At 72.1% G+C, this 13,696-nt stretch carries 10 protein-coding genes; 4 read left to right on the forward strand and 6 right to left on the reverse strand.

Going from position 1 to position 13,696, the window contains the following annotated elements:
• Positions 1-163: 163 nt before the first annotated feature.
• Positions 164-2,278: a DUF8189 domain-containing protein gene (locus ACZ6MZ_RS26385; RefSeq protein ID WP_469354715.1), complete on the reverse strand. Its 2,115-nt coding sequence runs from the start codon at positions 2,276-2,278 to the stop codon at positions 164-166.
• Positions 2,279-2,502: 224 nt separating this feature from the next.
• Between ACZ6MZ_RS26385 and ACZ6MZ_RS26390 the strand changes: the two genes are divergently transcribed.
• Positions 2,503-3,741, forward strand: a complete 1,239-nt coding sequence (locus tag ACZ6MZ_RS26390; protein WP_389784753.1) for an ROK family protein — start codon at positions 2,503-2,505, stop codon at positions 3,739-3,741.
• A 37-nt stretch (positions 3,742-3,778) separates the two neighbouring features.
• On the opposite strand, the gene xylA is transcribed toward ACZ6MZ_RS26390, so the two are convergent.
• Positions 3,779-4,948, reverse strand: a complete 1,170-nt coding sequence (gene xylA, locus ACZ6MZ_RS26395) for a xylose isomerase (protein ID WP_469354719.1) — start codon at positions 4,946-4,948, stop codon at positions 3,779-3,781.
• 306 nt (positions 4,949-5,254) lie between these two features.
• Here xylA and xylB point away from each other — a divergent pair, with 306 nt between their 5' ends.
• Positions 5,255-6,730, forward strand: a complete 1,476-nt coding sequence (gene xylB, locus ACZ6MZ_RS26400; protein WP_469354775.1) for a xylulokinase — start codon at positions 5,255-5,257, stop codon at positions 6,728-6,730.
• Positions 6,731-6,827: 97 nt separating this feature from the next.
• Here the strand turns inward: xylB and ACZ6MZ_RS26405 are convergent, their stop codons facing one another.
• The 4 genes from ACZ6MZ_RS26405 to ACZ6MZ_RS26420 form a co-directional block, all read right to left on the reverse strand.
• The gene (locus tag ACZ6MZ_RS26405; RefSeq protein WP_384186524.1) at positions 6,828-7,742 is read right to left on the reverse strand and encodes a LysR family transcriptional regulator; all 915 of its coding nucleotides are present in this window, start codon (positions 7,740-7,742) and stop codon (positions 6,828-6,830) included.
• 129 nt (positions 7,743-7,871) lie between these two features.
• On the reverse strand, positions 7,872-9,071 hold the full coding sequence (locus ACZ6MZ_RS26410) for a glycine C-acetyltransferase (RefSeq protein ID WP_469354721.1): 1,200 nt from the start codon (positions 9,069-9,071) through the stop codon (positions 7,872-7,874).
• 74 nt (positions 9,072-9,145) lie between these two features.
• A complete protein-coding gene (tdh, locus tag ACZ6MZ_RS26415) occupies positions 9,146-10,174 on the reverse strand; it encodes an L-threonine 3-dehydrogenase (protein WP_384333357.1) in 1,029 nt (342 codons plus the stop codon).
• 123 nt (positions 10,175-10,297) lie between these two features.
• Positions 10,298-11,470 carry a DMT family protein gene (locus ACZ6MZ_RS26420; RefSeq protein ID WP_469354725.1) on the reverse strand — a complete coding sequence of 391 codons (1,173 nt, stop codon included), beginning with the start codon at positions 11,468-11,470 and terminating at the stop codon, positions 10,298-10,300.
• A gap of 222 nt (positions 11,471-11,692) precedes the next feature.
• Here ACZ6MZ_RS26420 and ACZ6MZ_RS26425 point away from each other — a divergent pair, with 222 nt between their 5' ends.
• Both ACZ6MZ_RS26425 and ACZ6MZ_RS26430 read left to right on the forward strand, forming a co-directional pair.
• Positions 11,693-12,289, forward strand: coding sequence for a TetR/AcrR family transcriptional regulator (locus ACZ6MZ_RS26425; protein WP_389784761.1), 597 nt, complete (start codon positions 11,693-11,695; stop codon positions 12,287-12,289).
• A gap of 275 nt (positions 12,290-12,564) precedes the next feature.
• Positions 12,565-13,647: a terpene synthase family protein gene (locus ACZ6MZ_RS26430; RefSeq protein WP_469354727.1), complete on the forward strand. Its 1,083-nt coding sequence runs from the start codon at positions 12,565-12,567 to the stop codon at positions 13,645-13,647.
• The last annotated feature ends 49 nt before the right edge of the window (positions 13,648-13,696 follow it).

The following is a 13,696-nucleotide window of genomic DNA, read 5'->3' on the forward strand; positions in this document are numbered from 1 at the left end:
GAAGAACTCCCTATACGCCCACGGAACGGAGCCCGGCCCCCTGACGGCCGGGCTCTCGTTCGGCGGGAACAGACTGACGCGGCGGTGGAGCAGCGTCAAGATTAATTACTAATTTATTTCCGAACGAGATGGGCGACGCGTCGCCGAACCGCCCGGAATCCGCTCAGAGCACGCTCTGGTGGACGCGGCCGTCCACCCCGCGGAACACCGTCAGCACCGTGCCGTCCGGGCCGGCCGTCGCCCCGAGCGCGCCGTCGAAGACCCCGCTCACGAACTCCGTACGCGGGGACCAGCCGCCCCAGCCGCCCGCGCCGCCGACCACGTACGAACGCTGCCAGAGGGTGTAGTCACCGGCCCGCGCGAAGAGATGGACGGTGTTTCCCGACGCGACGAGCGTCGGGCTGCCGCTGACCGTCCCGCCCAGCGAGGACCACGGGGACCAGCCGCCGGAGGCGTCGCGCTCCCGGGTCCACACCGCGTCGTCGGCGGTGCGTACGGCGACATGGACGCGGCCCGCCGTATCGATGACCGCCGAGGGGCGCCCGTACACCGGACGGTCCTCCGGAGCGCCCAGCGAGGTCCAGCCGGTCCGGGGCCCGCGTGACTCGATGGCGCCGTCCTCGCCCCGGGCGAAGAGCGTCCAGCTGTCCGGGCCTTCGAAGGCGACGCCCGGCGCGTCGGTGAGCGTCCCGCCCAGCTTCTGCCAGGGGCCCCAGCGTCCGTCGACGAAGGACCGCCGGTACGCCGCGTCGTCCGTGCCGCGCACGAAGACATCGATACGGCCGTTCGGCGAGGCGTAGGCGGCGGGCTGGCCGAGGATCCGGCCCTGGGTCGGACCGCCGAGCGCGGTGGTGCCGGAGGACCAGTGTCCGTCGCGTCCGGTCCGCTGCCGCAGCGATCCGTCCGTACCGCGAAGGAACGCGGTCAGCCGGTCACCGTCCCTGACGAGCGCGGGACTCGCCGTGGAGCGCGTGCCGAGCGGCACACCGGGAGCGGCGTCCGTGCCCGACAGCTTGAGGAAGGCCGTGCCGTGCGCGGGGACCGTGACCGTGTACGAGCCGGTGTGCGCGCCCGCGTCCTTCCTGGCCCGCAGGTCACGGACGGCGACCTCGCCGCCGAGTCCCGCGTCCGCGAAGTCCACCGTCCGCTCGGCCGCCCGGTCCGAGCGGTTGAGGAGCACGACCGCGCGCTCGCCGGAGCCCTGGAGCACCTTGCTGTAGACATCACCCGTGGCGTCGGTGGCGACCCGTACGCCCTGTATGGCCAGCGGGTCCTGGTCGACGGCGATGATCTCGGGGTTGCGCAGCGTGTCGATCATCGACTGCGGCAGCGTGCGCGGGTCGGAGCCGATGACCAGCGGGGAGCCCATCTCCGCCCACATCACCAGCTGGGTGGTGGACTCCTCCTCGGACAGTTCGTACGAGCCGTCCGCCAGCTTCCGCATCGGGATGAGGTAGTCGGGATCGTTGTAGCGCCCCGGCCCCTGGGCCTCCGGGTGCCAGGCGTTGGCGTCCATGTTGCGCAGGACGTTGGGCCACTGGCCGGCGGTGGGGGTGCCCCAGGCGATATCGGTGCCGGTACGCCAGGAGTCGGCCGACGTCGGCCCGTAGACGTACGCGTTGTGCGCGTCCTGCGCCGGGGTGTGCGGCAGACCCCAGTCGTCGGTGAGCGGATTGCAGAGGTTGAGCAGCATCCGCCGGCCCGAGGTGGCGACCGCGTCACTGAATTCCTTGAACGCCGGTCCTGGGTCGAGCTTTTCGGAGATCCCGCACAGGAAGTCGACCTTGATGGCGTCGACCTTCCAGCCCGCGAACTGCTTGGCGTCCTCCTCGTAGTGGCCGCGGCTGCCGAGGCCACAGCTCTTGCCGCCGTCGTAGGTGCCCGCGTCGGTGTAGATCCCGGCCTTCAGCCCGCGCCGGTGGAGGTAGTCCACCAGCGCGGGGATACCGGAGGGGAACCGGCCGGGGTGCGCGGTCAGCCGTCCCCGGCCGTCGCGCGGGGTGTCGGCCTGCCAGCCGCCGTCCAGCCAGACGATGTCGTAGCCGCTGTCCCTGAGCCCGCTGCTGACCAGATGGTCGGCGACGCCCCTGACCTGCTCCTCCGTCGGGGCGCCGAGCCCGTAGTAGGTGTTCCATCCCATGTACGGCGTGGGGGCGAGCCCGCTGTCGTAGTACCGCGGTGCGCCCTGGTCGTCGGCGGCGTGTGCCGAGGGCACTGCCGCCACCCCGACCAGCGCGGCGGCCCCGAGAGCCGCCGCGGCGCGCCGGGCACGCACCATCCCTGCACGATGCGAAGTCACTGATGTCTCCCGAGAGTTGGGGTTCGGGGGCACCCCCGCCGAGCCGTGCTCGCGGCGGCGGCGCCACGACGAAGACTGTGGCTGCGTGTCCGTACACTGTCAACGAAAATTACTAATTAACTTAAACAAGTCGCACGGTACGACGATCGGCTTGCCGCCACGCCCCCTACACCCCGGGCCGATCACATAGGCTCGGCCGCGACATGAACAGCAACCACACATCCCTCGGCCCCAAGGCCGACAAAGAGACGGTGCGCCGGCACAATCTGAGCCTTGTGCTGAGGGCGGTACGGGACGAGGGCGACGCCACCCGGGCCGGTGTGGCGGCGCGCGTGGGCCTGACCCGGGCGGCCGTGTCGTCCCTGGTCGAACAGTTGCTGGACAGCGGCTTTCTCTCCGAGTCCGGCAAGACGTTCAGCGGGCAGGCCGGGCGCCCCGGCACCGTACTGAAGGTGACGCGGTCCGGCCCCGCCGGCATCGGCGTCGAGATCAATATCGACTACGTCTCGGTGTGTGTGGTCGATCTGTCCGGCACCGACCGGGTCCGGCTGACCGAGCACATCGACAACCGCGGCGCCCAGCCCGCCGAAGTCCTGGCCCGGGGCGCCCGGATCGCCGCGCGCACGCTGGATTCGGCCGGAGAACAGGGCCTGCTGCCGGTCGGGGTGCAACTGGCCCTGCCGGGACTGGTGTCGGGGGGTACGGTCCGGCAGGCGCCGAACCTCGGCTGGAACCGCGTCCCCGCCGAGGAGCTGTTCGCCCAGGCCATGGCCGAGCTGCAGCCCGATGTGCCGCCGCTGCCGGTGAGTTCGGAGAACGAGGCCAATCTGGCGGCGCTGGCCGAGCTGTGGTTCGGGGGCCTCGGCCCGCTCCGTACCTTCCTCTATCTGACCGGCGAGATCGGCGTCGGCGGCGCCCTGGTGCTCGACGGCGAACTGCTGCGCGGGGCGCACGGCTTCGCCGGCGAGATCGGCCATGTGGTCGTCGACTCGGCGGGCCCGCTGTGCCGTTGCGGTTCCCGGGGCTGCCTGGAGCAGTACGCGGGCCAGTCCGCGCTGCTGCGGGCGGCCGGGATCGACGAGAACGCCGGGGTGCCCGGCGTCGCGGAGCTGGCGCGCCGGGCGCGCGGCGGCGACGCGCAGGCCGTGGCGGCCGTCGACCAGGCCGGGCTGATGCTGGGCCGGGTGCTGTCGGGCGCGGTGAACCTCTTCGATCCCGACGCGGTCGTGCTGGGCGGGATCTACCGGGAGCTGATGCCCTGGCTGTCCCCGTCTGCCGACCGGGAGCTGACGGCCCGCGTGGTCTCGGGCCTGTGGCCGCGCGACAGCGGCCGGCTACGCGCGTCCTCCTCGGCGGGGGACGCGGCACGCGGCGCGGCGGCGCTGGTCGTACGGGCGGTGCTGGCCGACCCGGTGGCGTACGTACAGCGCGAGACGGACTGACGGGCAGCCCGCCCCGCGCTGTCGAGAGGCCGTACGGTCAGCGGGCGCCGAGGAGATGGTCCATGGCGAGCTGGTCGAGGTGCTCGAACGCCATGCCGCGCTCGGCGGCCGCGTCGACGTCGAACTCCTCGTAGGCGCTGCGGTCGGCCAGCAGCGCGGCCACCCCGTCCGCGGCGGTCGGCAGGGCCAGTTCGTCCAGGCGCGCGGCGCGCAGCGCCTCCTGGACCTGCGGGTCGGCGCGGAAGGCGGCCGCCCGCTCCTTGAGGATCAGATAGTTGCGCATGCAGCCGGCGGCGGAGGCCCACACACCGTCGAAGTCCTCGGTGCGCGGCGGCTTGAAGTCGAAGTGGCGGGCGCCGTCCCAGCCCGCGGTCTCCAGCAGGTCGACGAGCCAGAAGGCGGCCCGCAGATCACCGGCGCCGAAGCGCAGGTCCTGGTCGTACTTGATGCCGTTCTGCCCGTTGAGGTCGATGTGGTAGAGCTTGCCCGACCAGAGCGCCTGGGCGATGGAGTGCGGGAAGTTCAGCCCGGCCATCTGCTCGTGGCCGACCTCCGGGTTGACGCCGTACAGCTCGGGGCGCTCCAGGCGGTCGATGAACGCCAGGGCGTGGCCGACGGTGGGCAGCAGGATGTCGCCGCGCGGCTCGTTCGGCTTGGGCTCGATGGCGAACTTGATGTCGTAGCCCTTCTCGACGACATACTCGCCGAACAGATCGAAGGCCTCCTTCATCCGGTCGAGAGCGAGGCGCACGTCCTTGGCACCACCCGACTCCGCGCCTTCCCTGCCGCCCCAGGCGACGAAGGTCTTGGCGCCGAGCTCAGCGGCGAGGTCGATGTTGCGGAGGGTCTTGCGCAGCGCGTAGCGACGGACGTCGCGGTCGTTCGCGGTGAAGCCGCCGTCCTTGAAGACGGGGTGCGTGAAGAGGTTGGTGGTGACCATCTCCACGACGACGCCGTTCGCCTCGGTCGCCTGCCTGAACCGCTTGATGTGCGCCTCGCGCTCCGCGTCGGACGAGCCGAACGGGATGAGGTCGTCGTCATGGAAGGTCACGCCCCAGGCGCCGAGCTCGGCGAGGCGCTGTACGGACTCGACGGGGTCCAGGGCCGGGCGGGTCGCGTCCCCGAACGGATCCCTGCCCTGCCAGCCCACCGTCCACAGACCGAAGCTGAACTTGTCCTCGGGGGTGGGTGTGAAGCGTTCCGTCATTCTCTGGCCGCCTTCGATACCTCAGGTCCGGCACGTGCCGACCTTTTTGTTTCCTGACATGACTAATAATGCACGTCCACGTGGGTGCGCAAAACCCCCCGCGTGCGCTCATCTGTGTCCGGCTCACCGAACATGTGCGAGCACGCCCGCACACGGACGATGATCGGTAGTGACGGTTCCCGTGCGCCGCGCCATCGCGTAATTTGTTTGCGCGACGTCCAAACTGCCGCAGAAGCCAGTGACATCAGCCGGCAAGCGATGTCAGTCGAAGTCAGTCAGGGAAAGAGGTACGCCATGTCCACGCCCATGTCGCAGAACCCGGTCGTCATCGGCGTGGACAGCTCCACCCAGTCCACCAAGGCGGCCTTCACGGATGCCGCCACCGGCCGGCTGCTCGCGGTGGGCCGCGCCCCGCACCGGGTGACCGGCGAGGGCGGCGCGCGCGAGACGGACCCGGAGGTGTGGTGGAACGCCCTGCGCGAGGCCGTCGCCGCCGGGCTGAAGGAGTCCGGCGTCGACCCCTCGGCGGTGACCGGTATCGCGGTGGCCGGCCAGCAGCACGGACTGGTGGTGCTGGACCGCACGGGCCGGCCGCTGCGCCCGGCGCTGCTGTGGAACGACACCCGCTCCGCCCCGCAGGCCGCCGCGCTCACGGAGGCGCTCGGCGGCCCGGACGCCTGGACGGCGCGGACCGGCTCCGTACCGGTGGCGTCGATGACGGCTTCGAAGTGGCAGTGGCTGCGGGAGAACGATCCCGCCATCGCCGAGGCCACGGCGGCCGTCAGGCTCCCCCACGACTTTCTCACCGAACGGCTCGCGGGCATCGCAGCCACCGACCCCGGTGACGCCTCCGGCACCTGCTGGTACTCGACCGCCACCGGTGCGTACGACCCCGAACTGCTCGCGCTCCTCGGCCTGGACGCCGCGCTGCTGCCGGCCGTCGCCCCGACCGGCGCCACCCGGGTCGGCTCGCTCACCGCGGGCTCGGCGGCGGAGCTCGGCCTCCCGGCGGGCATCGCCGTCGCGGCGGGCACCGGTGACAACATGAGCGCCGCCGTCGGCCTGGGCCTCGGGGGCGCGGGGCTGCTTGACCACCCGGTGCTCAGTCTCGGCACCTCGGGCACGGTGTTCGCCGCGACCCGCACGCGCCCCGGCTCCGCCGCGCTCTCCGGGTTCGCCGCGGCCGACGGTACGTATCTGCCGCTCGGCTGCACCCTGAACTGCACGCTCGCCGTCGACAAGGTGGCGGAGCTGCTCCGGCTGGACCGCGAGGACGCGGTGCCCGGCGGCGAAGCCGTCCTGCTGCCCTACCTCGACGGCGAACGCACCCCCGATCTGCCGACCGCCTCGGGCCTGCTGACCGGGCTGCGCCACGACACCACGCCACAGCAGCTGCTGGGCGCGGCCTACGAGGGCGCGGCCGTCACGGTGCTGCGGGCGCTGGACGAGGTGCTGCGCGCCTGCGGTCTCGACCCCACGGACCCGGAGGTGGCGTCCCGGCCGCTGCGGCTGGTGGGCGGCGGCGCTCAGGGCCGTATGTGGGTGGAGACCGTACGGCGGCTCTCCGGGCGCCAGTTGATCGTCCCCGAGAGCGGCGAACTGGTCGCACTCGGTGCGGCGGCCCTGGCGGCGGGCGCGGCCACCGGCGAGGACCCGGTGGCGGTGGCGACCTCCTGGAAGGCGGGCCACGGGCCGGAACTGCCCCCAGTGGAGCGGGACATGGAGACCTGGGAGCGAGTGAACTCGGTACTGGACAGGGCTGCGCCCAGCCTGCTGACCTGAGCGCGGGGTCGGCGCGGGGTCGGGGTCCTGCGGCCGGCCGAGGCAAGCCGGACTCGGCGCGGCCGGTCCGGCTGAGAGCCTGTCCTCCGACCGGCTCTCAGCCCGTCGGCAGGCCGGCCGCCGCCCGCACGAGGGCGTCCAGGACCGGACGGATCAGCGGATGGTCCTCCGCGCCCCGGCGGACCGCGGCGAAGACCCTGCGCGTCGCGGCCGGGCCGGCGACCGGGCGTACGACAGTGCCCTTCAGCTCCATGGCACGCAGCGCGGAGCGCGGGACCAGGGCGACCCCGGCGCCGGCGCCCGCGAGGGCGACGACCGCGCGGAAGTCGTCCGAGGAGTGCACCAGGCGCGGCTGGAAGCCGGCCAGTTCGCAGGCGAGCTGCATCACGTCATGGCAGGGATTGCCCGGGTAGGGGCCGATCCAGTCACTGTCGGCCAGCTCGGCGAGCGCGACCTCCGCGCCGAGGCCGAGGGGGTGCGCGGCCGGCAGGACCGCGTCGAACGGCTCCGCGTACAGGGCCACCCGGGACAGCCGCAGGTCGTCCTCGCGCGGAGCGCCCCGGTACTCGACGGCCACCGCCAGATCCGCCTGTCCGTCGAGCACCATCGGCAGGCTCTCGTCGCCCTCGGCGTCCCGTACTCGCACCCGGATGCCGGGATGGGGTCCGGAAAGCAGCTGGAGGGCCGGGGCCAGTACCTCCGCGATGCCCGTGGCGAAGGCGGCGACCGTGACCTCCCCGGCCGCGCCGCCCGCGTACGCGGCGAGCTCCGCCTCGGCCCGTTCCAGCTGGGCGAGGACGGCGTGCGCGTGGGAGAGCAGGATCTCGCCGGCCGCTGTCAGCCGTACCCCGCGGCCACTGCGGGTCAGCAGGGTGTGGCCGGTCTCCTGCTCCAGGACGGCGAGCTGCTGGGAGACGGCCGAGGGGGTGAGATACAGCGCGGCGGCCGCGGCGGTCACCGTACGGTGGTCCGCCACGGCCCGCAGAATCCGCAGCCGCCGAGGGTCGATCACCCTGCCATTTTGCCAGGTCGCGACGCGGACCGCGGCGGGCCGGCCGGTGCGCGGGCGGGTCGGGGGCCGGGCGGGTCGGTGCGCGGGCAGGTCGGGGCCGGGCGGGTCGGGGCCGGGCGGCCGCGCGCGTCAGCTCTCCCGCTTCATCGCCTCACGGGCGTCGATGAACGCCGCCACCGCCCGCTCCACGTCCGCCGCGGAGTGCGCGGCGGACAGCTGGACCCTGATCCGCGCCTGGCCCATCGGGACGACGGGGTACGAGAAGCCGATCACGTACACGCCGCGCTCCAGCAGCAGTTCCGCCATCCGGCCCGCTTCGGCGGCGTCACCGATCATCACCGGCGCGATGGCGTGATCGCCGGGCAGGATCTCGAAGCCCGCCTCGGCCATCTTCGTACGGAAGAGCGCGGTGTTGGCCCTCAGCCGGTCCCGCAGCTCGCCCGCGCTCTCCAGCAGGTCGAGGACCTTGATCGACGCGGCGGCGATCACCGGGGCGAGGGAGTTGGAGAAGAGGTACGGACGGGAGCGCTGGCGCAGCAGCGCGACGATCTCCGCGCGGGCCGCGACATAACCGCCCGAGGCGCCGCCGAGCGCCTTGCCCAGGGTGCCGGTGATGATGTCGACGCGGTCCATGACACCGTGCAGTTCCGGGGTGCCACGGCCACCGGCGCCGACGAAGCCGACGGCGTGCGAGTCGTCGACCATGACCATCGCGTCGTAGCGGTCGGCGAGATCACAGATCTCCGCGAGCGGGGCGACGTACCCGTCCATGGAGAAGACGCCGTCCGTGACGATCAGCCGGCGGCGGGCGTCCTGCGACTCCTTGAGCCTGGTCTCCAGGTCGGCGAGGTCGCGGTTGGCGTACCGCAGGCGGCGGGCCTTGGACAGCCGGATGCCGTCGATGATGCTGGCGTGGTTGAGGGCGTCGGAGATGACCGCGTCCTCGGGGCCGAGGATCGTCTCGAAGACACCGCCGTTGGCGTCGAAGCAGGAGGAGTAGAGGACCGTGTCCTCCTGGCCGAGGAACGCGGACAGGCGCTGCTCCAGCTCCTTGTGGATCTCCTGGGTGCCGCAGATGAAGCGTACGGAGGCCATGCCGTAGCCCCAGCGGTCGAGCGCGTCCTTGGCGGCGGCGACGACCTCGGGGTGGTCGGCCAGGCCGAGGTAGTTGTTGGCGCAGAAGTTGAGGACGTCACCGGGGGCGCCACCGGCGGTGACGGCGACGGAGGCGCTCTGCGGGGTGGAGATCACGCGCTCGGGCTTGAAGAGACCGGCGTCACGGATCTCGTCGAGGGTGGCGGACAGGTCGTCCCGGACGGACGCGTACATGTGGGGCTCCTTGAATTTTTCGGACCGAGGACTGATCAGGCGGACCGATCAAACGGACTGATCAGGCGGACTGATCAACGGGTCCAGTCGAGGATGATCTTGCCGCTGCGGGCCGTGGACGCCTCGTCGAACGCGGCGTCGAAGTCCTGGTGGCCGTAGCTGCCGGTGATCACCGGGGTCAGGTCGAGCCCGCCTTCGAGCAGGACGGTCATCGCGTACCAGGTCTCGAACATCTCGCGGCCGTAGATGCCCTTGATCGTGATCATGGAGGTGACGATCTTCGACCAGTCGACGGCGAACTCCTCGGCGGGCAGGCCGAGCATGGCGATCCGGCCGCCGTGCGTCATGTTGTCGACCATGTCGCGCATGGCCTCGGGGCGCCCCGACATCTCCAGGCCGATGTCGAAGCCCTCCTTCAGGCCGAGCTGCTTCTGCGCGTCGGCGATGGTGGCGCCGGACACATCGAGAGCCAGCGTGGCGCCGACCTTGCGGGCGAGTTCGAGGCGGTGCGGGCTGACGTCGGTGATCACGACATTGCGCGCGCCCGCGTGCCGGGCGACGGCCGCGGCCATGATCCCGATGGGGCCGGCGCCGGTGATCAGTACGTCCTCGCCGACGAGCGGGAAGGAGAGCGCGGTGTGTACGGCGTTGCCGAAGGGGTCGAAGATCGCGGCGACGTCGAGGTTCACCTCGGCGCGGTGCACCCAGACGTTCGAGGCGGGCAGGACGACGTACTCGGCGAACGCGCCGTCACGGCCGACGCCGAGGCCGACGGTGCTGCGGCAGAGGTGCCGGCGGCCGGCGAGACAGTTACGGCACTTGCCGCAGACGAGATGGCCCTCGCCGCTGACGAGATCGCCCACGGCGATGTCCTGGACGCCGGCGCCGAGGTCCACGACCTCGCCCACGAACTCGTGGCCGAGGACACGGGGCGTCGTGACCGCCTGCTGGGCCCAGCCGTCCCACGCGCGGATATGCAGATCGGTACCGCAGATGCCGGTACGGAGCACCTTGATCAGTACGTCACCGGCCCCGGCCTCCGGTACCGGCACGTCCATGAGCCACAGCCCCGGCTCGGCCTTCTGCTTCACAAGTGCCTTCATGGGCGTGTGCTCCCGGGGTGCTGGTGCTGATCGGTGATCGGTGATCTTTGGTCAGGCACCAATCTGCCGAGCGCCGGCCGCTCAGTCCATCGAGGATTTCTTAAGCGGCCCAACAGCGCAGCTTCACACCCGGGCGCCGCACCGCCTCCTGCGCCGCCGGTGACGCGGCCCGTGCCCGGCAGAATCCCTGGCACCGGGCACCTGCGGGGCGAACGCGCCAGGCAGGAGCAGCACCGGAATCGGCACGCCCCAGACGGCGACCCGGGACACGGCCAACCGGGCGACGGAGGCGACGGGGACGGCGACGGGCGAGGTGGCCGAGGTGATCGACGTGACGGACGCGACAGACGTGACGGACGCGGCGGGGGCCGCCATCCCCAGGGCGGGGTCATCGTGTGAGGGCGGAGCAGGTACGGGAACGGGAACCAAGGCTGGCGGAGCCGCCGTGGGCTGTACGGCCGGTTCCGGCGTCGCCGAGGTCCGCGTCAGCAGCACCACGCCCCGCGCCGCCACCACCGCGCCGACGAGCGCCGCCGCGATACCCGCCGTCCCTCCCTGGAGGCGTTCGCCCAGCAGCGTCAGTCCGATCGCCGCCGCCGCGACCGGGTTGGCCAGGGTCAGGACCGCGAGAGGCGCCCCCAGGCCGCCCTGATACGCCCTCTGGGACAGCAGCAGCCCGGCCGACGCCAAGGCCGCGACCAGCAGGGCCACGGCCGCCACCTGCCACAGCGGCCGTGCGCCGGAGCCGCGCTCCGTCGCGGCGACCGTCACGGTCTGGGTGAGGGCCGAGGCAACCCCCGACGTGATCCCGGAGGCCGCCGCGTGCCGGAGGCCGGGACGGGCCCCCGGCCGGGTCAGCAGAGCCACCAGCGCCAGCGCCACCCCCGCCACACCCAGTGCCTGAGGCAGCGTGAGCGTGTCGCTCGGAGCCGTACCCGCGGCCGTCAGCAGGATGACCGCGAGGCCGGCGAGCGTGAACGCCGTGCCGCGCCACTCGCCCCGGCTGACCTGTCGCCCGGCGCGGCGTGCGCCCAGCGGTACGGCCGCGACCAGGGTGAGCGCGCCCAGCGGCTGGACCAGGGTGAGCGGCCCGTACGTCAGCGCCACCACATGCAGCAGCGCCCCGGCCGCGTTCAGCCCGACCGCCCACCACCAGGCGCCGTGGCCCAGCAGCGCGAGCAGCCCGGCCGTGGCTCCCGTACGGGCGGCGAGCCGCTCCTGCGCCACGGCCGCGGAGGCGTACGCGACGGCCGAGACCAGCGACAGCGCGACGGCCACCGCTGTCGCGCCGTTCACCGGGCAGCCCCTGGCGGGGCTGCCGCCGGTATGCGGAGCACTTCACGGGTGTCTGTCACCCGACCCCCTTGCATGGACGACGCGGCGCGGTGCGACGGCGTGGCTGGTGTGGCGGCGCGGCCGGAACCACGCCCTATCGATACGCCACTGTACCGATACGGATCCGTATCGGTACAGTGGCGTATCGGTACACTGCCGTATCGGAACCGAGAGGGAGAGACGATGACGCCGCAGCGCCGCTCCAAGATCACGCCGGAACGGGAGCTGGAGTTCTACGAGGCCGCGTTGGATCTGCTCCGGGAAGTCGGCTACGACGCGCTGACCATGGAGGGCGTCGCCGCCCGCACCCGCTGCGGCAAGTCCACGCTCTACCGTCAGTGGGGTACGAAACCGCAGCTCGTCGCGGCCGCGCTCCGCGGCACCCGGTGCGCCACGCTCGCGGACGTCGACACCGGCACCCTCGTCGGGGATCTGCGGGCGGCGGCCTGTTCGACCGCGGCGGAATCGGGGCGCGACACCACGCTGATGCACGCGCTCGGCCATGCGGCCCTGCAGAATCCGGAGCTGCTGCGGGCGCTGCGCGAGGCCCTCATCGAACCGGGCATCACGGCCATCGACGCCATGGTCAGCCGCGCCGTGGCCCGCGGCGAGCTCCCGGCCGGCCATCCCGCCGCGGAGTTCGTGGCCGCCCAGCTGATCGGCGTCATGCGCGCCCGGCCGATGATGGAGGGGCGGTACGCGGACGAGGCGTACCTCACCCGCTTCCTGGAGGCCGCGGTCTTCCCCGCGCTCGGTCTGCGAGTCACCTCGCCCTCATGACCGGCGGGCCGTCGTCCGAGCGGATGACGACGGCCCGCCCGCGCCGCACCGTGGGGACGGGGGCGGCGCACTTCCCGGCCGGTGGGCCTCTCCTGTGGGAGGGGCCCACCGGCATGCCGGGGCCCTCAGGTCGACGCGCCCCCGCACGGTGACCAACTCTGATCAAAATCAGTCAATTTCGGCCATGCATTGTCCATTTGCATAGTTGTTGACGAACCGTCACCGGCATATACGCTCCAAACGGAACCGCACCTTGTCGCGCCTGGAGGCCGATCATGACCTGTGTCTCGGAACAGAGCTTGGTCCGCCGGCTTCCGGCTGTGCCGTTCTACTGCCCCGTACCACCCGCCAGACATCCGTCCGCCGACCTCCTGAACGACCAGGCCGTGCGATGGATGCTCGCCCAGCGGCTCGACACCGACGAGCATCAGCTCGAACGCCTCACCCTCTGCGACTTCGGTGGCCTCGCCGCCTCGGCGATGCCGTACGGACAGCTCGAACCGCTCATCCTGATGACCAAGTTCCTCGCCGTGCTCTTCTCGCTCGACGACGGAGTGTGCGACGAGTCGGGGGCCACGGCGGATCTGCTGGCCCAGGAGACCTCGCGTCTCATGCGCGCCATCGAGGCCCCCGCCTCGGACTCCTCCGGCGACTCACCCCACACGGCCGCGCTGCGCGGGTTCCGCCTGGAGCTGGAACGATTCGCCTCGCCACGCCAGCTGCACCGTCTGACGGACGGGATGCGCGTCTACACCTCGGGGCTGGTATGGGAGGCGTCCTGGCGCCGCAACCCCGCGCTGCCCTCGCTCGATGACTACGTCACGCTGTGGATGCGGTCCATAGGGATGGCGCCGTGCATCGCGTTGATGGAGGTGGTCGGCGGCTTCTCCGTGGCGGACGAGGATCTGCACGATCCCCGGGTACGCGCCCTCACCGAGATCACCTGGACCCTCGTCAGCTGGGACAACGACCTCTACTCCCGCGACAAGGAACTGCTGCGGGCCGACGACAACCTCAATCTGATCGACGTCCTGTGCCAGGAGCAGGGCTGCGATCCGCACCACGCCCTCGTGCAGGCCGTGGCGATGCGGGACCGCGTCATGGTGCTCTTCGACCGGCTCGCCGCGCAGGTGCTGAAGGAGGCGGACGACGGTCTGCGCCAGTACGTCGAGGGGCTGAGCCACTTCGTCCGGGGCCATCTCGACTGGGCGTCGGTCTGCCCCCGCTACTCCGTTCCGTCGGGGCCGGAGGCGGCGCCCGGCGGGTGGTGGAAGCATCATCCGGCCGACGACAGCCTGGAGCCGCTTCCGATCCCCACGATCTCCTGGTGGTGGGACCAGCTGGAGTCGGCTCACTGACCCCACGGCGGACCGCCCTCTGGTCCGCTCACACCGCCGTACAGCGGTG

It is taken from the genome of Streptomyces sp. NPDC042201 (assembly GCF_055582185.1).